The organism is Stenotrophomonas acidaminiphila, assembly GCA_002951995.1.
GTDB classification, from domain to species: Bacteria; Pseudomonadota; Gammaproteobacteria; order Xanthomonadales; family Xanthomonadaceae; genus Stenotrophomonas; species Stenotrophomonas acidaminiphila_A.
Map to the genome: position 1 here is coordinate 2,058,966 of CP019797.1, position 24,916 is coordinate 2,083,881.

Consider the following 24,916-nt stretch of genomic DNA (forward strand, 5'->3'; position numbering starts at 1 on the left):
GATTTACTCAGTTGAACACATGGGCAGGCCGCTCCCTTCGGGGAATGCGTGCCGCCCGCCTGTTGGTCGACCCCGTGCCGGCGGCCGTGTGTGGAGTGGAAAAACCGCCGTGCACCCTGCACGACGGAGCCTTGTACAACTTCGATTTGCGCGACGGCGGCCGTCACCGGCCGCTCTCACGGAACCGCGGGTCACGCTTCCGGCGAAGGAAGCAGGCCCAGCACCCTGGCAACGACGTCGTCGATGCCGATACCGCTGGTGTCGATGAGAACGGCGTCATCGGCCGGCCTCAGGGGCGCCACTGCGCGTTGTGCATCACGGGCGTCGCGGGCCATGATCTCGCGCAGGAGGTCATCAAAGTTAACCGAAACCCCTTTTTCTTTCAACTGTTTATGCCGCCTGTGCGCCCGCTCCTCGGCGCTGGCGGTCAGGAATACCTTGAACGGGGCGTCCGGGAAGATCACCGTCCCCATGTCGCGGCCGTCGGCGACCAGCCCCGGCGGCATCCTGAATGCGCGCTGGCGCTCCTTCAGCGCCGCCCGCACCTCCGGGATGGCGGCGATCGCCGAGGCCAGCGCCCCGGTGGTCTCCAGGCGCAGCTCGTCGGTGGCATCGGTATCGTTGACCAGCACCCGCAGGCTCTCGCCGCGCTCGACGAAGCGGATCCGGGTATCGAACGTGCAGCGCACCAGCGCCGAGGCGTCAGAGGTATCGATGTCGGCCCAGCTGGCGGCCACCCCCACCGCCCGGTACAGCGCCCCGAATCCAGGTAGTGCCAGCCCAGCCGGTGCGCGACGATGCGGCTGACGGTACCCTTGCCGGCCCCGGACGGGCCGTCGATGGTAAGAACGGGGGGAAGTGGACTCATCTGCGGCCTGCGCTGGAACGGGAATCCGCCCATTCTAGCGCCGCGCCCGGCCCGCCTGCCGCCGATTGCACGCAACCACTTGAACCCACATGGAATTGCCCGGTAGAATGGCGGGCTTGAACGAGCGTCAACCTGCATATCCGCGGCTACGCTCCCTGAAGAACTCCAACGTATCCGCCGAGGTATGCCATGAAAGTCCTGTCCTCCCTGAAGTCGGCGAAGGCCCGTCACCGTGACTGCAAGGTGGTTCGCCGTCGCGGCAAGATCTTCGTGATCTGCAAGTCGAACCCGCGCTTCAAGGCTCGCCAGCGCTGAGCCGACTGGCGTTCGCCGCCAGCGGAATCCGCGAGGATTCCGGATCTTCGCAGAAAGCCGCCCCGGGCGGCTTTCTGCATCTTCGTGCCCCGCTCACGGCCGGCCGCGTATCCTGCACCCGCCGTGTCCGCCGCACGCATGCCGCGCCCGGCAGCGCGGAACAGGGCTGCCTGCCACTTTATCGACGCTGTTTTTTTGCTGTAATCGCCACTTGTCCTCCGGGGAGAAGCGACCATGAAGCAGACCATCCGGGCCCTGGCCCTGAGCGCCGCGATCATCGCGGCACCCACCACGGCGCTGGCCGACACCCTGCTGATCGAGCGGGCCCAGGAAAAGCCGGCGGGCACGCTGCCGGCGCGCGGCGAGTCGATGGGCCAGGTGCAGGCGCGCTTCGGCGCCCCGCAGGAACGGCTGGAACCGCGCGGCGGCCAGAAGCGCCAGTGGCCCACGATCAACCGCTGGGTCTACCCGGCCTTCACCGTCTACTTCGAGAAGCAGCGGGTGATCGACGTGGTCGCCAACCAGGCAGGCCCCGACGAGATCGGCCCCAAACCGCCGGTCCGCTGATCTCCGCCACTCCGGGGCTGCAATGGCGGCCCCGGGCGGCGCCCTCCCCCGCGCCTCCCGGCACCGGCAGGCGCGCCAACGCACCGGACTTTCGCGCCGGGCATGATCCGAGCACTTACCCGCAATGACCGATGCACTTCGTTTTCCCGCCGAATGGGAAGCCCAGTCCGGCGTCCTGATCGCCTGGCCGCATGCCGATACCGACTGGGCCGAACGCCTGGCCGAGGTCGAGGAGACCTATATCGCGCTGGTCGCCGCCATCACCCGCTTCCAGCCGGTGCTGATCTGCGTGGCCGACGACGATATCGAGACCTACGCGGAGATGCGCCTGCGTTCCAACCGCATCGATATGGCGCGCGTGCGCTTCATCACCGCAGCGTACGACGACACCTGGCTGCGCGACTCCGGCCCGATCACGCTCAGGCGTGCCGACGGCGGCTTCCAGCTGCTGGATTTCCGTTTCACCGGCTGGGGCGGCAAGTTCGAGGCGAGCCTGGACGACCAGCTGGTCGGGGTGCTGCATGACGCCGGCGTGTTCAACAACGCCCAGGTGCGCAGCATCGCCTTCGCGCTGGAGGGCGGCGCCATCGACACCGACGGCGACGGCACCCTGCTGACCACCTGGAAGTGCCTGCACGAACGCCACCCGGAGCGCGACCGCGCATCGCTGGCCGCCGACATGGCGCAGTGGGTGCACCAGGAACGCGTGCTGTGGCTGGACCACGGCTATCTGGAAGGCGACGACACCGATGCCCATGTCGACACCCTGGCCCGCTTCGCCTCGGCCGACAGCATCGTCTACCAGGACTGCGACGACCCGCAGGACTCGCACCATGCCGAACTCAAGGCAATGGGGGCCGAACTGGCCGCGCTGCGCACCCGCGATGGCCGGCCCTACCGCCTGTTCCCGCTGCCGTGGGCGCAACCGGTGATCGACGAGGGGCGCCGCCTGGCCGCGTCCTACGCGAACTTCCTGATCATCAACGGCGCCGTGCTGATGCCGGCCTACGGCGACCCTGCCGACGACACGGCGCGCGACGTGCTCGCCCGCGCGTTCCCGGACCGCGAGATCGTGCCGGTGCCGTGCCGGCCGCTGATCTGGCAGAACGGCAGCCTGCACTGCATCACCATGCAGCTGCCCGCCGGCCTGCTGGGCTGAAGCCCGGCGCCCGCTTGCCCTGTGCCTGCCTGGCAGGCACGGGGCCCGGCGCCCTCCTCTTTCCCATGCCCGGCGCGAAGCGCCCCTTGTGCAGGGGCCATTGCTCCCCCAGGTTTACAATGCCCGCATGAATACACATTCCCTGACTGTCGCCCTGATCCAGGAACGCAACCACGGCGATGCCGCCGCCAACCTGGCCGTGATCGAGGCCCGCGTCGCCGAAGCCGCGACGCAGGGCGCCAAGCTGGTGCTGCTGCAGGAACTGCACAACGGCCCGTATTTCTGCCAGCACGAATCGGTGGACGAGTTCGACCTGGCCGAGCCGATCCCCGGCCCGAGCACCGCGCGCCTGGGCGCACTGGCCAGGCAGCATGGCGTGGTCATCGTCGGCTCGCTGTTCGAGCGCCGCGCCGCCGGCCTGTACCACAACACCGCGGTGGTGTTCGAGAAGGACGGCACCCTGCTGGGCAAGTACCGCAAGATGCACATTCCCGACGACCCGGGCTTCTACGAGAAGTTCTACTTCACCCCGGGCGACATCGGCTTCAAGCCGATCGACACCTCGGTCGGCCGCCTGGGCGTGCTGGTGTGCTGGGACCAGTGGTATCCGGAAGCCGCGCGCCTGATGGCGCTGGCCGGCGCCGAGCTGCTGCTCTACCCCACCGCCATCGGCTGGGATCCGGACGACATGCAGGACGAGAAGAACCGCCAGCGCGACGCCTGGGTGCTTAGCCACCGTGGCCATGCCGTGGCCAACGGCGTGCCGGTGCTGTCGTGCAACCGCGTCGGCCACGAGCCGTCGCCGCTGGGCGCGTCGGGCATCCAGTTCTGGGGCAACAGCCACGTGCTCGGCCCGCAGGGCGAGTTCCTGGCCGAGGCCGGCACCGAGCCGACCGTGCTGGTCTGCGAGGTGGACCTGCAGCGCAGCGAGCACGTGCGCCGCATCTGGCCGTTCCTGCGCGACCGCCGCATCGATGCGTACGGCGACCTGCTCAAGCGCTACATCGACTGACCGGGAACCCTGCGCATGGCCGTGCACATCCGTGATGCCGGTGCGGCCGACATCGCCGCCATTACCGCGATCTACGCGGTCGAGGTGACCGACTTCGTCAACACCTACGAGTACGAGGTGCCGGACGAAGCCGAGATGCTGCGGCGCATGCAGGACATCATCGCCCGTGGCTTTCCCTACCTGGTCGCCGAGATCGACGGCCAGGTCGCCGGCTACGCCTACGCCAACACCTATCGCAGCCGCATCGCCTACCAGTGGACGGTGGAGAATTCGGTCTACGTCGATGCCCGCTTCCAGGGCCGCGGCGTGGGCAGCACGCTGCTGCAGGCGTTGATCGACGCCTGCACCGCGCGTGGCTACCGGCAGATGGTCGCGGTGATCGGCGAGCCCGCCAATAGCGCCTCCATCAGGCTGCACGAGCGTTTCGGGTTCCAGCTCGTGGGCGTGTTCCGCGGCCTGGGCCGCAAGCACGGCCGCTGGCTGGACACGGTGCAGATGCAGCGCGCGCTCGGCGATGGCGCCGGCAGCGCCCCCTCCAATGAATGACGCAATGACCGACACCCACTCCGAAAACGGCAGCGAACTGCTCGCCGGCCAGCCGCTGCGCATCGTCGAACGCGATGGCGTGCGCTACACCCTGCTGGGCACCGCCCATGTGTCCGCCGCCAGCGTGCAGGCGGTGGAACAGGCCATCGGCAGCGGCCAGTACGACGCCGTCGCGGTCGAGCTCGATCCGCAGCGGCTGCAGGCCCTGACCAACCCGGACGCGCTGGCGCAGCTGGACCTGATCGAGGTGATCCGCAAGAACCGGGTCGCGCTGTTCGCCGCCAACCTGGCCCTGGCCGCCTACCAGCGCCGGCTCGCCGAACAGCTGGGCATTGAACCGGGCGCAGAGCTCAAGCGCGCGGTGACGCTGGCGCAGGAACGTGGCCTGCCGGTGCACCTGATCGACCGCGATGTCGGCCTGACCTTCCGCCGCGCCTCGCAGCGCCTGGGCTTCATCGGCAAGCTCAAGCTCGTCGCCGGGCTCGGCGCCGGCCTGTTCTCGTCCGAGGACGTGGGCGCGGACGAGATCGAGAAGCTGAAGCAGGGCGACATGCTCGAATCGAGCTTCGGCGAATTCGCCAGCGAAAGCCCGGCGCTGTACGAGAGCATCATCGGCGAGCGCGACCGCTACATGGCCACACGCCTGCGCGAAGAGCGCAGCGACAGCCAGCGCAACGTACTGGCGGTGGTCGGCGCCGGCCACCTCGCCGGGCTCGCGCGTTACCTGGAAACCGACACCGAAGCGCCCGGCCCACTGCGCCAGGCGCTGGAGGCGGTACCGAAGAAGCGCAACATCCCGTGGATCACGCTGACCATCCTGGCCGTGGTCCTGGCCGGCATCGGCGTCGGCTTCTGGAAGGGCGGCATGGGCATGGGCGCGGACATGCTCGCGACCTGGGCGCTCTACACCGGCGGCCTGGCCGGCCTTGGCGCGCTGCTGGCCGGCAGCCACCCGTTGAGCATCCTGACCGCGGTGCTGGTGGCGCCGTTCAAGCCATTCCGCCTGAGCATCCCCACCGGCGCGTTCGCGGCGCTGGTGGAAACGCGCCTGCGGCGGCCGGCCTACGCCGATTTCCTGCGGCTGCGCGACGACGCGCAATCGCTCAAGGGCTGGTACCGCAACCGTGTCACCCGCATCGTGCTGACCTTCATGCTCACCAACCTCGGCAGCATGCTCGGCCTGTGGCTGACCGGTTTCACCGTGTACGGCAAGCTGGTGTGATGCGCCGGCGCTGGCGCGGCCCTCAGGTCCGCGGCCAGCGCCAGGACAGGCCCACGATCAACAGGCACAGCACGATCTCGATACTGCTGTAGGCCAGGTAGAACCACCATGCCCCCGGCATGGTGAGCGCGACGAAGGCGGCGTAGAACAGGGCCAGGCCGATACCCAGCCAACGCACCACGCGCGCCGGCAGCGCCAGCGACAGGAACACCATGAGCCCGGGCACCGCCAGCAGCAGCGCGACGAACAGCAGCGAGCCCTGGCTGCTCGGCCCCATCGGACCGCCGCCGTCGAGCATGTACTTCAGCTTGCCGGGCCGATAGAGGCCGAAGTAATCACCGTAGAGATAGCAGAAGGTCAGGCTGGCCCACAGCGCCGAGAGCTTGATGCGCGGCGACAGCGGCGGGTCGGATAGCAGGGAACGGCTTTGCATGGGACGTCTCCTCAATGGACAGCGGATGGCACGGCATCGCGGCCCCGCGTGCGCAGGCCGAACAGCAGCAGCCACAGGCAGGTACCGATCTCGCCGACGGAGGCCGGCAGGGTCAGGTGGGCGGAAATCCACCAGTCCGCGTAGCCCGGCACCAGCAGTTCCGCCAGCACATCCAGTACATAGCCCAGCCCGCCCAGCACCAGCAGCGCGCCGAGCAGGCGCGGCAGGCGGCGCGAGCGCAGCAACAGCCAGCCCAGCGGCAGCAGCCACAGGCCCCAGAACACGCGCACCAGCTGCATGCCGCCGCGGTACGCCTTCAACGCCGCGTGCGCAAGCTGCTGGCGTTGTTCCAGCGACAGCAGCTGCGCGCTGTCGGCATCGGTCAGCAGCGCCAGCGCCTGCAGCCGGTGCGACAACGCCGCCAGCGCCAGTGGCACGCCCATCGCCACGAACGCCAGCATCAGCGTCGCCGCGCCGCGGCTGACATCCTGGAAGGCGCGGTACAGCACCAGTGCCAGCAGCAGGTAGGCCACCTGTTCGACGACGAACGCCGCCACGCCCTGTTTGAACAACGCCTGCCTGGCGACCACGTTGTCCAGCAGTGCACCGGCGTCGGCGCCGGCCAGCTGCGCCGGTACGTAGGCCAGGCAGAAAATGCCGGTGACGACGACGATCAGGTACAGGACACCGGCAAGCCGGCCGCCCGGGTGAAGTACATGTGGCATCCGCGGTTCCCCTGGAAAAGGCCCCCGCCGGCATGGCGGGAGCACGATGGCGTTACTCCTGCACCGGCGCCGGCCCCACCTCCGGCAGTGGCGACAGCCCGCGCGCGCGCCGCACCAGGCGCGCCGTGCCGGTGCGCAGGTCGTCGAGGATCGCGTAGATGGTCGGCAGGAACAGCAGGCTGACCACGGTCGAGAACGCCAGCCCGCCGGCGATGGCGCGTGCCATCGGGTAGTACGGCGGCATGCCGTCGGCGGTCTTGGTGTTCAGCGCGATCGGAATCATCGCCAGGATCGCCGTGCCCATGGTCATCATGATCGGGCGCAGGCGTTCGCGGCTGCCTTCCACCAGCGCATCGGTGCGCGCCATGCCGCGCCGGCGCAGGTTGTTGATGTGCTCGATCATCACGATGCCGTTGTTCACCACCACGCCCATCAGCACCAGGATGCCGATCACCGCCATGATGTTCATCTCGGTGCCGGTGATCCAGAACAGCCAGTACACGCCGAAGATCGAGAACAGCACGCAGGACATGATCGCCGCCGGGAACAGCAGGGATTCGAACACCGCGGCCATGATCACCACCATCAGGATCAGCGCGATGAAGATGCTGTTCACCATCTGCTGCATGCCGTCGAAGTTGATGTTGAAGCCGGCGCCGGCGAAGGTGTAGCCATAGCCGGGCGGGAACTGCACGCCGTCCAGCGTGGTCTCGACCGCCTTGCGCGCCTGGTCCATCGGCACGTCCTTGGCCAGCCCCGCCTCGACCCGCAGCATGGTCTGCCGGTTCAGCCGCTGGATCGAACTGGCCGCCGGGGTGACGTTCACGTCCACCATCGCCAGCAGCGGCACCTCCTTACCGCCGGCGGTGCGCACCATGAACGAGGACAGGTCCTCGATGCCATAGTTCTCCGAGCCGGCGAAGCGCACGTTGACCGGGATCTCGACGTCGTCGCGGTGGAAGTCGCGCAGCGACGAACCGCGCAGCGCCATGCCGACGAACTGCGCCACCTGCTGTGCGCTGAAGCCGTAGGCGGCGGCACGTTCGCGATCCACCCGCACCGCCAGTTCGGTGTTGGCGTCGCCGGTGTCCACGCGCACGTCGCGCAGCTTCGGATCGCGGGCCAGTATCGGCACGATGTCATCGGCCAGCTCCTTCAGGGTCTGGGTCGAATCGCCCACCAGGCTGAAGCGGATGCCCTGGCCGTCGCTGCCCATGCCACCCGGCCAGCCGATGCCGATCTTGGCGCGCGCCGACTGCGGCAGCCCCTTGCGCACCTCCTCCTTGATCTTTTCGCTCAGCGCCGGGTCCTCGGTATCCAGGAACAGGCGGGTCTGTGCCCAGCCCTGTTCGCTGTAGCGGCTGAACACGCGGTCGATGTGGAACTGCTTGCGGTTCGCATTGACGAACGCCTCCACCCGCGCCACTTCGCGGCCCATCTCCTCCTTGGAGTAGGCGCCACGCCACTGGTAGAAGATGTTGATCTCGCTCGGATTGTCGTCGTCGCCGCCACCACTGGTATGCGTCATCGGATACACGCTGGCCAGGGAAATGGCGAGGATGCCGCCCACCGCCCAGCCGCGGTGCTGCAGCGTCCAGCGCAGCGCACGCGCATAACGTTCCTGCATCCGGTTGATCAGCGGCGACTTCAGCGCCGGTGGGGTCTTCATCCGCGCCGACAGCATCGGGATCAGGCTCACCGCCACCAGCCACGAGGCCAGCAGCGAGACCGAGATCGTCACCGCCAGCTGCGACAGGTAGATGGTGATGATGTTCTTCTCGCCGAACATCATCGGCAGGAACACCACGCAGTGACACAGGGTACCGGCCGACAGCGCGATGGCCACGTGGCGGGTACCGATGATGGAGGCCAGCGAAGGCTGGTCGGGGTACTTCTCGCGCTCCTGGTAGATGCTCTCCACCACCACCACCGCGTTGTCCACCAGCATGCCCACCGCCAGCAGCAGGCCCATCATCGAAATGATGTTCAGGGTGATGCCGGCGAAGTACATGAACCCCAGGGTCATGATGAAGCAGATCGGGATGGCCAGCGACACCATCAGCGTCGACGGCCAATGGCGCAGGAAGGCGTACAGCACGATCACCGACAGCAGCAGGCCGATCGCGCCGGCCTCGGCCAGCGCCAGCAGCGAACTGGTCACCGCCTGTCCCTGGTCGTCGGTGACCTCGATGCCGACACCACGCATCGCCGGGTCTTCCTGCAGCCGCTCGATCTCGGCGCGCACCGCGCGCGACAGGTCCACCAGGTTGGCCGAGCGCTCCTTGTATACGTCGACGCCGACACTGGGCCTGCCCTCCATCTGCCGCACGTAGTTCATGCGCTGCGGCTGCAGGCTGACGTCAGCGATGTCCGACAACCGGGTACCACGCTTGTCGACCGGCAGGTTGCGCAGCGCCTGCAGTTCCAGCAGCTCGCCGCGCGGCTGCACGCGCAGGCGCCGGCCGGCCTCGGTGATCTGCCCGGCCGACACCGAGAAGTTGGCCGCCTGCAGCTTCTGCACCAGCTCGTTGAGCGCCACCCCGTGCGCGCTCAGCCGGTCCTTGTCCAGCGCCACCAGTACTTCCTGCTTGGCCACGCCCTCGACCTCGACCCGCGCCACCCCGGGCAGGCGTTCCAGGCGCTGCTTGATGCTGCGTTCGATCAGGTCCGCGCGCGCGGTCAGGTCCTCGTCGCTGGTCAGGCGCAGGCTCATCGCCTCGCGGTCGCTGGTACTCCAGCGCTGCACGTAGTAGCGGCGGAAATCGTCCGGCAACTGGTCGCGCACCGCGTCGATGCGCTCGCGCGCTTCGGACGCGGCCATGGCGATATCGCGGTTCCAGTCGCTGAATTCGACCTGGATCTGCCCACCCTCGGCATTGGCGCGGGCGTTCATCGACTTGATGCCGGGCATCGTGGCGATGGCTTCCTCGACCGGCCGCAGCAGGTTGCGCTCCACTTCCTCCGGCGTCGACCCCGGGTATGGCAGCGACACGAAGAAGAAGGGAATAGTGGCTTCCGGCTCGGCTTCCAGCGGCAGCCGGAAGGCGGCGATCAGGCCGATCGCCACCATCGACACGAACAGCATGATGGTGGTGACGGGGCGGCGGATGGACAGCTCGGTGATGTTCATCCGTGTCAGCCCTTCAGCCCGTCGCCGCCGGTGGCGCCATCGCCCAGCGCGTCATGCTCGTGCGCCAGCACCTGCTCGACCTGCTGCGCCTGCTGCCGCGCGCGGCGGCCACGCTCGGCATAGAACGCGTCGGCCTTGCGGTCCAGCAGGTCGTACACCACCGGGATCACCAGCAGCGTCAACAGGGTCGAGACCAGCAGGCCGCCGATCACGGTGATCGCCATCGGCGAGCGCACTTCCGCACCTTCGCCGAAGGCCAGCGCCAGCGGCAGGAAGCCGAACACCGCGCACAGCGTGGTCATCATGATCGGGCGCAGTCGCGAGCGCGCGCCCTCCACCAGCGCCTGGCGCTTGGGCACGCCTTCCTCGCGCAGCTGGTTGACCTTGTCGATCAGGATGATGGCGTTCTTCACCACCAGCCCGACCAGCAGGATCAGGCCGATGAACACCACCACCGACACCGGCGAGCGCGACAGCAGCAGCGCCGCGACCGCGCCGACCAGCGCCAGCGGGATGGTGAACAGGATCACGAACGGGTGCAGCAGCGATTCGAACTGCGACGCCATCACCAGGTACACCAGGAACACCGCCAGGGCGAAGGCGAATAGCAGCGAACGGATCGATTCGCCCAGCTCCTGGCCCTGCCCGCCGATGTGCATGCCGACATCGGTGCCGAGCGGGTTGTTGGCCACCATCTTCTGCACTTCGGTGATCGCCGTGCCCAGGTCGATGCCGCGCAGGTTGGCCGAGACGATCGCCACCCGGCGCAGGTCGGCGCGGTGGATCTCGCTGGGGCCGGTGGTTGCCACCACCTCGGCCACGGACGACAGTTCCACCGGCTTGCCGCCGGTCGGGTGCACGATCAGGCGGCGGATGTCCTCGACCGAGGAACGCTCGGACTCCTGCACGCGCACCAGCACGTCGATCTTGCGGTCGCGGAAGCTGTAGCGGGTGGCGACGTTGCCGCGCACCTTGTTGACCACCGCATCGGCGATCTGGCGCGTGGTCAGGCCCAGCGCCGCGGCGCGGTCCTGGTCGAACACCACCTGGATTTCCGGGAAGCCCTGCTCGACCGTCGACTTGACGTCGGCGTAGTGCGGGTTCTGCCGCAGCATGCCGGCCAGGCGGTTGCCGGCCACCCGGATCGCGTCGAGCGTGTTGCCCTCGATCTCGATCTCCAGCGGCGGCGACAGTGCGAACAGTTCCGGGCGCGCGAAATCCACCTGCGCCGCCGGCCATGCCTTCATGGTCTGGCGCAGCTTCTCGGTCAGCTCCGGTTCGCGCGAGGTGTCGCTCATCACCACCGACAGCTTGCCGATGTTCTCGCCGCTCTCGGTCGGGCTGGCGTCCAGCCGCGTGCCGGTGCCGGACACGCCGTACAGCAGGCGTATGCCGTCCTCGCCGGCATGCTTGCGCTGCACTTCGCGCACCAGTGCATCGGTCTGCGCCAGCGGCGTGCCGGGCGGCAGCTTGGCGGTCATCTCGAAGCGGTCCTGCGCCAGCTGCGGGATCAGGTCCACGCCCAGCATCGGCAATGCCGCCAGGGTCAGCGCGAACGCCAGCGCCGCGCCGCCGAGCACCGGCCACGGCCGTGCCAGCGCGGCGGGCAACAGCCGCAGGTAGGTGCGTTCGGCACGGCCGTACGGCGCCATGGCGATGTCGCTGGCCTTGCGCATGACCGGCCCGACCACCGCGGCGATGCCGCGGAAGATGCGCACCACCAGCCACGCCGCGGCATAGAAGCCGTAGCGGAACATGGCGCCGATGCCGCGACCGGCGAACGCGGCCGGCTTCTGCCAGCGGCGCTCCGGGCGCCACGGCTGGCGCGGATCCTCGGCCGGGAACTCCAGCGGCGGCCGGCCCTTGAGCGCGCTCAGCATCGGGATCAGGGTCATCGACACCACCAGCGACACCGCGATGGCGATCGACACGGTCAGCGCCTGGTCGCGGAACAGCTGCCCGGCGATGCCTTCGACGAACACCAGCGGCAGGAACACCGCGATGGTGGTCAGGGTCGAGGCGACCACCGCCATGAATACCTCGCGGGTGCCCTTGATCGCGGCCTCGAGGATGCCCATGCCGCGTTCGCGCGCCTTGGCGATGGATTCGAGCACCACGATCGAGTCATCCACCACCAGGCCGGTGGCCAGCGCCAGGCCGCCGAGCGACATCACGTTCAGGCTCAGCCCGAGCTGGCCCATGAAGAAGAACGTGGCGATGATCGAGATCGGCAGCGACAGCGAAATGACGAACGTGCTCCAGCCATCGCGCAGGAACAGGAAGATGATCAGCACCGACAGCAGGCCGCCGATCACCGCGTCGATCTTGACGTCCTTGATCGCGTGGCGGATGAAGACCGACTGGTCCTCCACCGTGGTCATCTCGATGTCCTTGGGCATCTGCTTGCGGATCGCCTCGAGCTTCTTCTCCAGCGCATCGGCGGTGGAGACGGTGTTGGCGTCGCCTTCCTTGTAGATCGCCAGTTCGACCGCTTCGTGGCCGCCGGCGCGGATCACCGCCTCGCGCTCCTTGTAGCCCTGGCGCACGTCGGCCACGTCCTTCAGGCGTACCGGCGAGGTGCCGCCGCCACTGCCATCGCTGCGCAGCGCGGCGATCACGTTCGGATCGCGGCTGCCGAGGATCGCGGTCATCAGCTGGCGGTTCTCGCCGGCCGAGGAGGCACCCGAGCCGGCGGCGGTGTTGAGCAGCATCTCGCGCATCTGCTCGACCGTGGCGAACTGGTTGACGGTACGCACCAGGTAACGCTGCGAGCCCTCTTCCAGGCGGCCGCCGGACAGGTTCACGTTCTCCTGCTGCAGGCGCTGGATCACGCTGTCCAGCGACAGCCCCAGCTGCGCCAGCTTGCGCTGGTCGATATCCACCTGGATCTCGTCTTCCAGACCACCGCCGACCTTGACCGCGGCCACGCCGCTGACCGGCTCGAGCTTGCGCTTGAGGTCGTCGTCGGCATAGCGGCGCAGTTCCATCAGCCGGCGCACCGCATCGGCCTCGCTGCCGCCCTCCTGCTTGGAGGACAGCGCCAGGCGCATGATCGGCTGGGTCGACGGATTGAAGCGCAGCAGCAGCGGCGGCTTGGCCTCCAGCGGCAGCTGCAGCGTCTCCATCTTGTCGCGCACGTCCAGCCCGGCCTGCTGCATGTCCGTGCCCCAGGCGAACTCCAGGACCACGTCGCTCTGCCCGGTGCGCGAGATCGACTTGAGCTTGCGCAGGCCCTTGACGATGCCCAGCGCTTCCTCGGCCGGCTGCGAGATCAGCGTCTCCACCTCGGCCGGCGCCGCGCCTTCATAGTCGGTGCGCACGGTGAGCGTGGGGTAGCTCAGGTCGGGCAGCAGTTCGACCTTCAGGCTCGACAGCGAGATCAGGCCGAACAGCACCAGGGTCAGCGTCATCATCGCGATGGTGACGCGACGGCGCGTGGCGAACTCGATCAGGTCGAAGCCGCCACCGCCGGGAACCGACGGATCGCGCGCACTCATTGCTTGGCCGCCTGTGCGGCCGGTGCCTTGGCGGGCGCCGCGGCGGCGACCGCCTTCTCCTTGCCGATCACCTGCACCGCGCTGCCCTCGCGCAGCGCCGCCTTGCCGGCGATCACCACTTCTTCGCCCGGCTGCAGGCCTTCGCGCACCTCGATCCAGCCGGCATCGTCATAGCCGAGCTTGAGCCGGGTACGGGTCGCCTTGCCGTCGCGCACCACGTACACGGCGGGCTCGCCACCGTCCTCGAGCAGCGCGGTACGCGGCACCACCAGCGCGTCGGCGCGCTGGTCGTAGTTGATGCTCAGGCGGCTGAACATGCCCGCCTGCAGATCGCCCTCGCCCGAGAACGAGGCCACCACGCGGAACGTACCGGTGCCGGTGTCCACCACCGGCGACACGCGGTCCACGACACCGTCGAACGTGCGCCCCGGCAATGCGTCGGCGACCAGCGTCACCGCCTGCCCTGGCTTGAGCTTGGCGATCTCGCGCTCGGGCACGTTGAGCGTGGCCTCCAGCTTGCCGGCGTCGACGATGCGGATGATCGGCGAATTGATCTGCACGAAATTGCCCGGCTTGATGTCGCGCGAGGCGATCACCCCGGAGATCGGCGCCACCACCGTGGTGTAGGACAGCTCCAGCGCCGTCATCCGGTATTGCGCGCGCGCGTTCTCCAGGTCGAAGCGCAGCTGGTCCACGTCGGCGGCGCTGACCAGCTGCTGCTGGACCAGCTTCTGTGCGCGCTGGTAGCTGTTCTCAAGCTTGCGCATCTGCGCTTCGCTCTGCGCCACGGCCAGCCGCGCGCGGTCCGGGTCCAGCCGTACCAGCGGCTGCCCGGCGCTGACCTGCTGGCCTTCCTCGACCATCACCGCCAGCGCCACGCCCGAGGTCTTGGCGACCACCTGCGACTCGGCGCGCGGCTCAAGCGAGGCGGTACCGGTGTAACTGGCGGCGATGGCGCGGCGTGCCGCCTTGGCCACTTCGACCGGGACCGCGTCGCTTGCCTTCTGCTCTTCCTTGGGCTTGTCCTTGGCATCCTCGCCACCGGCCTTGCAGCCCCCGAGCAACAACACCGAAGTGACGAGGAGAGCGGCGGCGCAGCGTCCGGTGCGGCCGTACGGGGTAAGGATTGGCGACATCGTGGGTTCCCTGGAGATGCAGTGGCTGGTGTTGTAGCAAAGTATTGCACCACCCCACGACGACACCATGCCCCAAAGGTCATGCCCGCATGCCGCGTCGCAGCATTCATGAATGGTTCCGAACCGGTGAATACGCGGGCTATACTCGGGCGGTTCCGTGTCCCCACGGCGGAACGAACAGACCCGCATACCGGACAAGGAAACCATGCGCCCGCAGCCGTTTGCCGTATGTCTCGCCCTGGCTCTGGCCCTGCCCTTCGGGGCGGCCGCACAAGCCGACCCGCAGCAGTCTGAACCTTCCGCCCCCGCACCCGCCGCCACGCCCGCTCCCGCGGCGGCGCCGGCCACCGGCAATGCCGAGGCCGGGCGCACCCTGGCCTACACCTGCCAGGGGTGCCATGGCATCACCGGCTACAAGAACGCCTATCCGAGTTACCGCGTGCCGAAGATCGGCGGGCAGTCGGCGCAGTACCTGGGCCAGGCGTTGACCGAATACCGCGAAGGCAAGCGCAAGCATCCGACCATGCAGGCGCAATCGATGAGCTTCAGCACGCAGGAAATCGCTGATCTCGCCGCCTACCTGTCCACTCTCAAGTAAGCACCGCTCATGTCGAAAGCCAAGCACGCTTCGCGTCTCGCCATCGCCCTGTTCGCTGCCTGCACGGTGGCCGCCTGCACCCAGTCGGAAGTGGAGTCCAGCGCCAAATCCGCCGCCGACCCCGGCCATGCCAGCGGTGAACATGGCTCCAGTTCGTCGGCCGGCCTGCCGCAGGGGCGCATCGCCGCCGGCGAGCAGCTGGCCAACAGCAAGGGCAAGGCCACCGGCCAGAGCTGCATCGACTGCCATGGTGCCGACGGCAACGCGCCGATCGATCCGGGCTATCCACGGCTCGGTGGCCAGTATGGCGACTACCTCGCCCATGCCCTGCAGGCGTATCGCAGCGGCGATCGCGAGCACATGCTGATGTCGCCGCAGGCGGCCGGCCTGAGCGACCAGGACATCGCCGACCTGGCGGCCTACTTCGGCTCGCGCCCCAGCCAGCTGCGGGACCTGCACGGCCTCAAGTAACGGCACCGCGCCGGCACCTGCGCGTGCCGGCCCCGCGCGCCGGACCTGGCCGGGCCGGGCGTGAGCGCCGCGCGACAGCCCTTGTCTGGAAAACGCCGGGTCGCCGCGCGGGTTGCGCGGCCGGCAGCCACGGCCGGATTCCCCGGTATCCGCGCGTAACCGGAGCGGCTCATCATCGATCCCGCCCGGATCGGTCCCCGGGGCGGCATCTGGAACCCTCGCGTCGCGCGTCTGCGGCATGCCGCTGTTCCCCGCCTTGGCGCGCACCATGCGGCACCACAGGAGCCGCTAGCTGTGTAAACCCAGCAGGTTGTTCAGTGGTATGCGGGAGATGGGTGGTTTGTAGCCAAGACTGGCGTGAGGGCGGTGCCAGTTGTAGTGGTGCAACCAGCCATGGAGGGCATCGGCGCGCTGCCCGGAGTTGTCATAGGCGCGGGCATAGGCCCATTCGCGCAGGCTGGTCTGCACCAGACGTTCGGCCTTGCCGTTGGTGCGGGGCGTATAGGGACGCGTGCGCAGGTGGCGCAGGCCGAGCCGACGGACCAGGCGCTGGAAGCGGCGCGACCTGTAGCAGGTGCCATTGTCGGTCAACACCCGCTCGAAGCACACGCCCAGGCTGCGGTAGTAGCGCACCGTACGGATCAGGGCCTTGCAGGCACTGGTCCCGCGCTCGTCCGGCTCGATGGAGGCGAAGGCCACGCGCGAGTGATCGTCGATGGCCAGGTGGACGTATTCCCAGCCGATGCCCCGGTGCCGGCGCGACCGGTCGCCGGTGACACGGTGGCCGGGGAGCCGATCCGCCCCAGCTTCTTGATATCCAGATGCAGCAGTTGGCCCGGTAGGGCGTATTCGTAGCGGTTGTGCGGCAGCGCCGGTTCCAGTTCGGCCAGCCGATGCAGGCCGGCGCGGCGCAGCACCCGGGCGATGGTGCTTGGCGCCACGGACAGGCGCTGGGCGATCTGGCGATAGGTCTGGCGTGAGCGGCGCTGCTCCAGCACCTGCGCCACGATCACCGGGGATAGGGCGTGGGGACTGGAATGCGGTCGGGAGCTGCGGTCCGTCAAACCACCCGGACCCTCCTCCCGGTAGCGCTTGAGCCACTTATAGGCCGTGCGTACGCTCACGCCGGCCGCGTGGGCGGCCTCTTCGATGCGCAGGCCCTGTACCAGGATGCGGTCCACAAGCAGGGCTCGACCGCGTGGGCTCAAACGGGCATGTTTATGCAGGTTCATCCGGGGCTCCTGGGGGCTGGTTGGCTTCGTAACCCCCATCTTCCAGCGATGCCCCGGATGAACAACCTACTGAGAGATCACAGCTAGCGCCCCGGCGGCGGGCGGCAGGGCGACGGCAACCACAGCTTCGCCCGCTCAACGGCTGCCGTTGTCGTCCTGCAGTTCCTGCTTGAACGGAATGTCCGGCGGCGGCCGCGCCGTGGCCGGCTGCTCCTGCATGTTCGGGTTGCGCAGGCCACAGCCGCCGCCGAACTGCAGGACCGACACCACGCAGGAGATGCGGGTACCGGTACCGGGGATGGGGATTTCAATGCTCTTGATGCCCTTGCGCACCCACTCGGCCAGCAACGATTCGTTGGGTACCCAGTACTTGTCGAACGAAGTCGGCGCATGCTCGTAGGGCGGACGCTTGAGCCAGGTGCCGGCACGATCGAGCTGCTCCCTGCTCCAGTTGTCGGATTCGCCACCCGGCGCGCCGCGATCGGGCGACGCCGCATCCTTCCCGGCATCGCCCGCCAGGCGCACGCTGCCATCACGGTTGTACAGGCCACGCCCGGCGTCGGAGGCAGCCCGTCCCTCGCCCGCCGCCTGCCGCTGCGAGGCTCCCCAGTCGTCCGAGCGGACCGGTGCCGCCCAACCGCCGCTGCGATCCCGCGGCTGTGGACCGGCGCCGGCACTGGCGCCCGCCTGCGGCGCGTTGTTGGCCGCGCGCCCGTCCGCAGCCGCAGCCGGCGATGGCCGTGATCCCTGCGCCGTGGCGCCACTGGTGGTCGCGGTCGCCACACCGGCGCCGGCCGCCGGCGCCGGAGCGGCATCGGCCACGCCCGGCACCTGCCGCTCGCGCACCACCAGGTCCGCCGCCTTCACCTGCACGCCGCTTTCGCGTACCGGCACCGTGGACAGCGCCACCGGCTGCCGCGGCGCGGTCTCGATCTGCCGCTCGCGTACGGCCGGCGCGACACTCTCCACGCGCACCTGGGGTTCGCGTGGACGCACCTGCGCCATCGCCACCGGCTGCACCGGCGCGGTCTCTACCGGGCGCTCGCGCACCTGCACCTGCGGCATCGCCGGGGTGCGCATGGCGACATCGGGCAGCGGCAGCGCGCGCACGTTCGCCGGCCGCTCCACCACGCTCTCGACGGTACGCTCGCGCACCTGCGGCACCTGCACGCGCAGCGCCGGCTCGGCCAGCGTGGGCGCGGGCAGAACGAAATCGGTGGTGGGCCGCGCCACCTCGGTGACCTGCAGCGGCTGCTGCGCCACCGCGTCGGGTGCCGGCTGCGGGGTGTCCGCCGGTGCGGGATCGACACTGCCGTCCTGCACCGCCGGTGGCGGCTGCGACTGCGGCGGTGCCTGTGGCGACGAAGCGTCGGCCAGCGCGCCGGCCGCCGCTGCCTGCGCGTGATCCGCCGACGCGCCCGCATCCCGCGGTGCACCGCCACCTTCTTGTTCCGGGGTGCCCCGGCCCAGGTACTCGACCCGGACCCGTTCCCCCTCGTCCGCACCCGGCTCGGGCACGGTGCTGCGCACCAGCGCCACCCACACCAGCAGTACCGCGAACAGCAGATGCAGGGCCACGCTGCACAGCGCGGAAAACCAGCGGATGCGGCGCTGGTCATCTGCCGGCGGGTCATCCCCGGCCCAGCGCAACAACTGCAGCAAGGCACGCTGGAACGAAACCGGACGGCCGCTTCCGCGGGAACGCGGGCCACGCCAAGGCGGCGCTGCGGCAGCGGCATCGGCGCCAGCGAAGGCCAGCCCTTTTGCCTGGCCGCCCCCTCGCAGCCAGGCACTCCAGCTGTAGGGGAAGCCGGTGCGGCGGTCATGCAGGAGGCTGCCCTTGCGGCGGGCAGCCAGCAGGTCGATCAGGTCGGCAACCGTCGTCACCGGCACGTGGCGGGTCGCTCAGCCCACGCTGCCGCGCGGAATGTAGGGCGCCTGGCCACTGGCGTGGTCGGTCGCGTCGCGCACCGCGGTAACGCCGGGGACACGGGCCATCAGGGTCTTCTCGATGCCCTGCTTCAGGGTCACGTCGGCCATGCCGCAGCCATGGCAGCCACCACCGAAACGCAGCAGCACCACGCCATCGGCGGACACTTCCTGCACCGCCACGCGCCCGCCGTGCGAGGCCAGCTGCGGGTTGACCTCGTTCTCGATGACCCAGTGCACGCGCTCGACCATCGACGCCGCCTCGCCGGGCGCTTCGCCCTTGATCCTGGGCGCCTTGATGGTCAGCTGCTGGGTGCCGGCCGCCTGGGTGACGTAGTCGATCTCGGCGCCATCCAGCCAGGCCACGCTGGTGGCCGCCACGTAGAGCGTGAAGCCATCGCAGTCCACCGCCCACTCGTCACCCAGCAGATCGGCCGGCTCGGCGAACTCCAGGCGCGCATCGGCGCGCGGCGTCCCCGGTTCGACCGCACTCAGGCGCACGCCCATGCCGGGCACGGCCTCGCGTTCGATCAGCTTGCGGAAATGGCGCTGGGCAGTATCTGAAATCTGGATCATGCGGGGTATTCTAGCCGTGTCTTGGTGGCTGCTGATGGGACAGTGATTCCACGCGCGGCACCGTTCAGCCCCTTCGATGGAGATTCCCATGGCCGATCTGATTCCACTCGCGCAGGCGCACTGCATTCCACGCAGGGGCAGCGAGCACCGGCTCGGCGCGGCGCGGCTGGCCGAACTGCTGCCGCAGGTCCCGGGCTGGGAACTGGCCGAGGACGGCCACGCCCTGGTGCGCACGTTCAGCTTCGACAACTACCACGGCACCATGGCGTTCGTGAATGCCCTGGCCTGGGTCGCGCACCGCGAGGACCACCATCCCGACCTGGGGGTGCACTACGACCGCGCGATCGTCCGCTTCTCCACCCACGACGTGGGCGGCCTGAGCGAGAACGATTTCATCTGTGCCGCCAAGGCATCCGCACTTGTGGAGCAATGACATGAAAGCGCATCTCCTGCCGGGTTCCCTCGTCACCGCCCTCCTGCTCAGTGCCTGCGGCCCTTCCGGACCGGCCGCGCCGGTGGTCGCCCCCACCGAAGTGGCCGCGGTGCAGACACCGCCACCGGACTACCCGGTCGAACTGGCCTGCAGCGGGGTCGGCGGCCAGAGCGTGCTCAAGGTCGTGGTCGGGCCGCAGGGCACCCCGACCGAAGTCGCGCTGCTCACCAGCAGCGGCAACAGCCAGCTCGACGATGCGGCGATCCAGCGCGTGCGCGAATGGAAGTTCAAGGCCGCCACCCGCAATGGCCAGGCGGTGCCGACCACCATCCAGGTGCCGGTGAGCTTCAACCCGCCGCAGCCGAAGCCGGACAGCTGCTTCGCGATCGAGGAACGGATGCGGCGCGGCGGCTGAGCCCCGCTCGCATCCCCGGGGGCGGCCCCCTGCCGGCCGCCGCCCGCGCGTCGGCGCGGGCATCGGACCGGGCGCCATCCACCCGCGGGAACCGCGCGCGGTCAGCGCAACCGGTCCAGCGCCTCCACCAGCTCCGGCGCCAGCGGCGCATTGAGCACATAGGGTGTCTTGCCGGCATCGAGGGCGAACTCCAGCGAGGCTGCATGGAGGAACAGCCGCTTGAGGCCGATCTGCTCGCGCAGCCGCTTGTTGACCGCTGGATCGCCGTACTTGTCGTCACCTGCGACCGGATGGCCGATGTGCTGGGCGTGCACGCGGATCTGGTGGGTGCGCCCGGTGTCGATCTTCACTTCGCAGTACGAATGGCCACCGCGCCGCTCCAGCACCCTGAAGTGGCTCAGCGACGGCTTGCCCGCCGCATTCACCTGCACATGGCGCTCCCCGCCCTGGCGCAGGCCCACGTGCAGCGGCGCGTCCACGCTCATCACCCCGTCGGGCATGCGCCCGACCAGCAGGGTCAGGTAGCGCTTGCGGATGCCCCCCGGGCCGGCACCGTCATGGTCTTCGCGCAGCAGCGCCTGCAGCTCGGACAGCGCCGAGCGCTTCTTGGCCATGACCAGCAGCCCCGAGGTGTCGCGATCCAGCCGGTGGACCAGCTCCAGCCCCTGGTTCGGGCGCAGCGCGCGCATGGTCTCGATCGCGCCATGGCTGATGCCGCTGCCGCCATGGCTGGCCACGCCGGACGGCTTGTTGATCACCAGCAGCCGCGCATCCTCGAACACGATGGCCTGCTCCATGCGCTGCAGGAAGCCGGCCGGCGGCGGCGCCTTGTCTCCAACCTCGGCGAGATTGACCGGCGGCACCCGTACCTCCTCGCCGGCCTCCAGCTTGCGCTCGGCCTTGGCCCGGCCGCCATTGACCCGTACCTGGCCGCTGCGCACCAGCTTGTAGACCAGGCTGCGCGGCGCCCCCTTGAGCTGGCCCAGCAGGAAGTTGTCCAGGCGCTGCCCGGCCCGGTCTTCCGGAACCTTGATCATGCGCACGCTGGATTTGCCCGCGGAGGGTGCGCGGCGGTCTTCGGAGTCAGTCATCTGCCTGTTTATTCTGCTACACTCGGGGAGCGATATAAGGGTTTGATTTCGTTGGAAGTTGACCAGGGCCAGAAGCCCGGCTTCCGACGGATCCGGCACAGTGCGCGGCCACCGCCCCCGGGGCGGCCATGTTAGCGGCTCGTCGGCGCTCCCGGCCATCGCCGGATGCCAAAAGCATCCGTGCTGGACGAAACAACATGTCCCGTGCGACGCCCCGGCCACGGCCGGAGCGGCCGCCGGCCCCGAAACACCTGAAACCAAGAACACAAGCGCTCCCGCGGCCTGCCGTGGTGTCGTAGCGCTGGAAACCCAAGCCGCCCTACCCGCGCCTGCGCGAGGGGCGGCGACCCGTGTCCAGAGGCGAAACGCCATGGCGTTCCGCGCGGTAGCAGCGCGCGAGGAACGCACAATGAAGCGAATGCTGATCAATGCCACGCAGGCCGAAGAGCTGCGCGTGGCCATCGTGGACGGCCAGACCCTGTACGACATCGACATCGAACAGCCGTCCAAGGAACAGAAGAAGTCCAACATCTACAAGGGCCGCATCACCCGGCTCGAACCTTCCCTCGAAGCGGCTTTCGTCGAATACGGCGGTGACAAGCACGGCTTCCTGCCGCTGAAGGAAATCTCCCGCGATTACTTCCAGGCCGGTGTCGACCACAACAAGGCCGGCATCCGCGAGCTGCTGCGCGAGGGCCAGGAAGTGGTGGTCCAGGTGGACAAGGAGGAGCGCGGCAACAAGGGCGCCGCGCTGACCACGTTCATCTCGCTGGCCGGCCGCTACATGGTGCTGATGCCGAACTCGCCGTCGGCCGGCGGCGTCTCGCGCCGCATCGAGGGCGAGGACCGCGCCGCGCTCAAGGACGCGCTGGACAAGCTGAACATCCCCGACGACATGGGCGTGATCATCCGCACCGCCGGCGTCGGCCGCGATGCCGAGGAGCTGCAGTGGGACCTGGACTACCTGCTCCAGGTCTGGCGCTCGATCGCCGAAGCCGCGCTGGCCAAGCCGGCGCCGTTCCTGATCTACCAGGAGTCGCGCCTGATCGTGCGCGCCCTGCGTGACTACCTGCGCGCCGACATCGGCGAGATCCTGGTGGACACCGAGGAACTGTACGAGACCGCGCGCGAGTTCATGCAGCAGGTGATGCCGCAGACCCTGCGCAAGCTCAAGCACTACAAGGACGACATCCCGCTGTTCAACCGCTTCCAGATCGAATCGCAGATCGAGGCGATCTACGAGCGCAACGTGCGCCTGCCGTCCGGCGGCTCGATCGTGGTCGACCAGACCGAGGCGCTGACCGCCATCGACGTCAACTCGGCCCGCGCCACCAAGGGCAGCGACATCGAGGACACCGCGTTCCAGACCAACCTGGAGGCCGCCGAGGAAGTGGCCCGCCAGCTGCGCCTGCGCGACCTGGGCGGCCTGGTGGTCATCGATTTCATCGACATGTCCTCCAACAAGCACCAGCGCGAGGTCGAGAACCGCCTGCAGAACGCGCTGAAGTACGACCGCGCGCGCGTGCAGCTGGGCCGCATCTCGCGCTTCGGGCTGATGGAAATGAGCCGCCAGCGGCTGCGCCCGAGCCTGGGCGAGTCCAGCCAGATCGTGTGCCCGCGCTGTGACGGCCAGGGCCGCATGCGCAGCGTCGAGTCGCTGTCGCTGTCGATCATCCGCGTCGCCGAAGAGCACGCGATGAAGGAGAACACCGGGCAGGTGCTGGTCCAGGCCCCGGTCGAGATCGCCAACTTCCTGCTCAACGAGAAGCGCAGTGCGCTGCGCGAGATCGAGCGCCGCCATGACGCGCCGATCATCATCGTCGCCGACGAGCAGCTGCACACCCCGCACTATGAAGTCACCCGCCTGCGCGAGAACGAGCTGGGCGAGGAATCGGGCAGGCCGAGCTACCAGCGCGGCACCCCGCGCAAGCTGCCGGTGCACGCCCTGACCAAGGCGCAGCTGAACATCCCGCCGGCACCGGCGGTGACCCACGTCAAGCACAGCCAGCCGGCCCCGGTGCGCGAGATCCCGGAACCGGCGCCGGCGCCGGCCCCGGTCGCCGCGCCCGCCCCCGCGGCACCGGCCGGCGGCGGCGTGATGGGCTGGCTCAAGCGGGTCTTTGGCGGCGAGACCGCCCCCGCCGCGGCACCGGCCCAGCCGCAGCCGCGCCAGGACGGCGGCCGCGGCAACCGCAATGACCGCAACACCCAGCGCCGCGATGGCCGCAATAACAACGGCGGCAACAACGGCCAGCAGGCGCGTGCCGGCGGCAATGGCAACGGCAACCGCCGCGAGGAGCAGCGCCGCGAGGAGCGTCGCGACGAACGCCGCCAGGGCGCGGGCAACCCGCAGCCGCAGAGCGCCGGCCAGCAGCCGCCCAAGCAGCGCGGCGAACAGCAGGCGCAGCAGGGCAAGCAGCCGCGCAACAACGAGCAGCAGCAGCCCAAGCCGCCGAAGCCGCCCAAGCAGCCGAAGCCGCAGCAGGAAGTGGACAAGGCGGTGCAGCCGGCCAGCGAAAAGCCGGCACGGCAGCCGCAGGCCGACGCGCCGCGCCCGGTCGTGGCTGACGCCCCGGCCATGGCCGCCGCCGCCGTGGTCGCCAGCGTGGACACCAACGCCACCGAGGCCCCTGCCAAGGTGCAGCTGCCGCTCGCGGACGACACCGCAGCGGTGGCCGCGGCCACCGCGCAGGTCGGCGTGACCGACGAGTCCGCCACCGTGGCCAACGATGACGGCAATGGGGATGGCGCCAGCCGTCGCCGCCGCGGCCGTCGTGGCGGTCGCCGCCGCCGTCGCGGCAATGCCGAAGGCACCGGCAACGCCGAGGCCGACGTGCTGGGCAACGATGACGACCTCGCCGACGAGGCCGAGGACGCCGGCAACGAGCTCGGCGCGACTGCCACCGCGCCGACCGCGGCGCAGCCGGAGTTCGATTTCGAGGACGAGCCGGCAATCGTCCGTGCGCCCGCACGCGCACCGCGTCCCGCACGCACCGAAGCACCGGTGGCGCAGCAGGCCGCGCCGGCGGCAACGCCGGCCGCACCGGACTTGGAGGGCACTGCCACCGGTCCGCAGACGATGGTCGCCGCGCAGCCCGAGGCCGCGGCACAGGCCGTGGTGACGCCGGCACCGGAACCCACGCCCGCCGTGGCCCCGGCCGCGGAAAGCGTGCAGCCGGCCGTTGTGGCCGCGCCGCAGGCGGCCGGTCCGGAACCACTGGTGGACGCCACGCCCGCCGCGCCGGTCACCGCCGTGGTCGCGCCCGCGGAGCCGGTTGCGGTTGCAGCTGCGGCCGACGCCGAGCCGCTGCCGGTTGCCGACGCCGCTCCGGCGCCGGCATTGCCGGAGAACGGCCAGCTGTTCGCCGAGGCCACGGCAGCGGCGCCGGCAACCGAGGCACGGCACGCCTCCACCGAACCGATGCCGCAGGTTGCGGTGGTGGCGTCCGAGGCGGTGGTGGTTGCTGCCGCTGAAGCCGAAGCCGAAGCAGCAGCCGAGGTCGGGGCCGACGCCGCCACGGCGCATGCGCACGAGGCGCGTCGCGACGCCTGAAGGCAGCG

At 69.5% G+C, this 24,916-nt stretch carries 19 protein-coding genes and 2 pseudogenes; 11 read left to right on the top strand and 10 right to left on the bottom strand.

Annotated features, from left to right (window positions below):
• Positions 1 to 191: 191 nt before the first annotated feature.
• Positions 192 to 868, bottom strand: a pseudogene (locus tag B1L07_09255) (cytidylate kinase).
• Positions 869 to 1,057: 189 nt separating this feature from the next.
• Here B1L07_09255 and B1L07_09260 point away from each other — a divergent pair.
• The 6 genes from B1L07_09260 to B1L07_09285 all read left to right on the top strand — a co-directional run bounded on the left by B1L07_09260 (position 1,058) and on the right by B1L07_09285 (position 5,689).
• A complete protein-coding gene (locus B1L07_09260) occupies positions 1,058 to 1,183 on the top strand; it encodes a 50S ribosomal protein L36 (GenBank protein ID AUZ55241.1) in 126 nt (41 codons plus the stop codon).
• A 234-nt stretch (positions 1,184 to 1,417) separates the two neighbouring features.
• Positions 1,418 to 1,750, top strand: a complete 333-nt coding sequence (locus B1L07_09265) for a hypothetical protein (GenBank protein AUZ55242.1) — start codon at positions 1,418 to 1,420, stop codon at positions 1,748 to 1,750.
• A gap of 124 nt (positions 1,751 to 1,874) precedes the next feature.
• Positions 1,875 to 2,909, top strand: a complete 1,035-nt coding sequence (locus tag B1L07_09270; GenBank protein AUZ55243.1) for an agmatine deiminase — start codon at positions 1,875 to 1,877, stop codon at positions 2,907 to 2,909.
• A 127-nt stretch (positions 2,910 to 3,036) separates the two neighbouring features.
• Positions 3,037 to 3,921 (top strand): acyltransferase, encoded by an 885-nt coding sequence (locus B1L07_09275; GenBank protein ID AUZ55244.1) that lies wholly within the window; start codon positions 3,037 to 3,039, stop codon positions 3,919 to 3,921.
• A 15-nt stretch (positions 3,922 to 3,936) separates the two neighbouring features.
• Positions 3,937 to 4,467: a phosphinothricin acetyltransferase gene (locus B1L07_09280; protein ID AUZ55245.1), complete on the top strand. Its 531-nt coding sequence runs from the start codon at positions 3,937 to 3,939 to the stop codon at positions 4,465 to 4,467.
• The gene (locus tag B1L07_09285; GenBank protein AUZ55246.1) at positions 4,460 to 5,689 is read left to right on the top strand and encodes a conjugal transfer protein TraB; all 1,230 of its coding nucleotides are present in this window, start codon (positions 4,460 to 4,462) and stop codon (positions 5,687 to 5,689) included. The genes B1L07_09280 and B1L07_09285 overlap by 8 nt, the downstream gene beginning before the upstream one ends.
• A gap of 22 nt (positions 5,690 to 5,711) precedes the next feature.
• On the opposite strand, the gene B1L07_09290 is transcribed toward B1L07_09285, so the two are convergent.
• The 5 genes from B1L07_09290 to B1L07_09310 are packed head-to-tail and all read right to left on the bottom strand — an operon-like array spanning position 5,712 to position 14,610.
• Entirely contained in the window at positions 5,712 to 6,122 is a 411-nt protein-coding gene (locus B1L07_09290) for a hypothetical protein (GenBank protein ID AUZ55247.1), read from the bottom strand.
• An 11-nt stretch (positions 6,123 to 6,133) separates the two neighbouring features.
• Entirely contained in the window at positions 6,134 to 6,847 is a 714-nt protein-coding gene (locus B1L07_09295) for a hypothetical protein (protein ID AUZ55248.1), read from the bottom strand.
• A gap of 52 nt (positions 6,848 to 6,899) precedes the next feature.
• Positions 6,900 to 9,977 (bottom strand): acriflavin resistance protein, encoded by a 3,078-nt coding sequence (locus B1L07_09300; protein ID AUZ55249.1) that lies wholly within the window; start codon positions 9,975 to 9,977, stop codon positions 6,900 to 6,902.
• A 5-nt stretch (positions 9,978 to 9,982) separates the two neighbouring features.
• Positions 9,983 to 13,474, bottom strand: coding sequence for an acriflavin resistance protein (locus B1L07_09305; protein AUZ55250.1), 3,492 nt, complete (start codon positions 13,472 to 13,474; stop codon positions 9,983 to 9,985).
• Entirely contained in the window at positions 13,471 to 14,610 is a 1,140-nt protein-coding gene (locus B1L07_09310; GenBank protein ID AUZ55251.1) for an efflux transporter periplasmic adaptor subunit, read from the bottom strand. The genes B1L07_09305 and B1L07_09310 overlap by 4 nt, the downstream gene beginning before the upstream one ends.
• Before the next feature lie 205 nt (positions 14,611 to 14,815).
• Between B1L07_09310 and B1L07_09315 the strand changes: the two genes are divergently transcribed.
• Together B1L07_09315 and B1L07_09320 are read left to right on the top strand one after the other, a co-directional pair.
• Entirely contained in the window at positions 14,816 to 15,208 is a 393-nt protein-coding gene (locus B1L07_09315; protein ID AUZ55252.1) for a cytochrome C, read from the top strand.
• Between the two features lie 9 nt (positions 15,209 to 15,217).
• Positions 15,218 to 15,679, top strand: coding sequence for a cytochrome C biogenesis protein CcsA (locus tag B1L07_09320; protein AUZ55253.1), 462 nt, complete (start codon positions 15,218 to 15,220; stop codon positions 15,677 to 15,679).
• 288 nt (positions 15,680 to 15,967) lie between these two features.
• Here B1L07_09320 and B1L07_09325 read toward each other — a convergent pair.
• The 3 genes and pseudogenes from B1L07_09325 to B1L07_09335 all read right to left on the bottom strand — a co-directional run bounded on the left by B1L07_09325 (position 15,968) and on the right by B1L07_09335 (position 19,416).
• Positions 15,968 to 16,911: pseudogene (locus tag B1L07_09325) on the bottom strand (IS481 family transposase).
• 135 nt (positions 16,912 to 17,046) lie between these two features.
• Complete coding sequence (locus tag B1L07_09330; protein AUZ55254.1) at positions 17,047 to 18,804, bottom strand: hypothetical protein; 1,758 nt, start codon at positions 18,802 to 18,804, stop codon at positions 17,047 to 17,049.
• Positions 18,805 to 18,816: 12 nt separating this feature from the next.
• On the bottom strand, positions 18,817 to 19,416 hold the full coding sequence (locus B1L07_09335; GenBank protein ID AUZ55255.1) for a Fe-S biogenesis protein NfuA: 600 nt from the start codon (positions 19,414 to 19,416) through the stop codon (positions 18,817 to 18,819).
• Positions 19,417 to 19,504: 88 nt separating this feature from the next.
• Between B1L07_09335 and B1L07_09340 the strand changes: the two genes are divergently transcribed.
• Positions 19,505 to 19,849 carry a 4a-hydroxytetrahydrobiopterin dehydratase gene (locus B1L07_09340; GenBank protein ID AUZ55256.1) on the top strand — a complete coding sequence of 115 codons (345 nt, stop codon included), beginning with the start codon at positions 19,505 to 19,507 and terminating at the stop codon, positions 19,847 to 19,849.
• 1 nt (position 19,850) lies between these two features.
• The gene (locus B1L07_09345; protein AUZ55257.1) at positions 19,851 to 20,264 is read left to right on the top strand and encodes an energy transducer TonB; all 414 of its coding nucleotides are present in this window, start codon (positions 19,851 to 19,853) and stop codon (positions 20,262 to 20,264) included.
• Positions 20,265 to 20,365: 101 nt separating this feature from the next.
• On the opposite strand, the gene B1L07_09350 is transcribed toward B1L07_09345, so the two are convergent.
• Positions 20,366 to 21,355, bottom strand: a complete 990-nt coding sequence (locus B1L07_09350) for a 23S rRNA pseudouridine(955/2504/2580) synthase (GenBank protein ID AUZ55258.1) — start codon at positions 21,353 to 21,355, stop codon at positions 20,366 to 20,368.
• 409 nt (positions 21,356 to 21,764) lie between these two features.
• Here B1L07_09350 and B1L07_09355 point away from each other — a divergent pair, with 409 nt between their 5' ends.
• Positions 21,765 to 24,908: a ribonuclease E/G gene (locus B1L07_09355; GenBank protein AUZ55259.1), complete on the top strand. Its 3,144-nt coding sequence runs from the start codon at positions 21,765 to 21,767 to the stop codon at positions 24,906 to 24,908.
• Positions 24,909 to 24,916 lie beyond the last annotated feature (8 nt).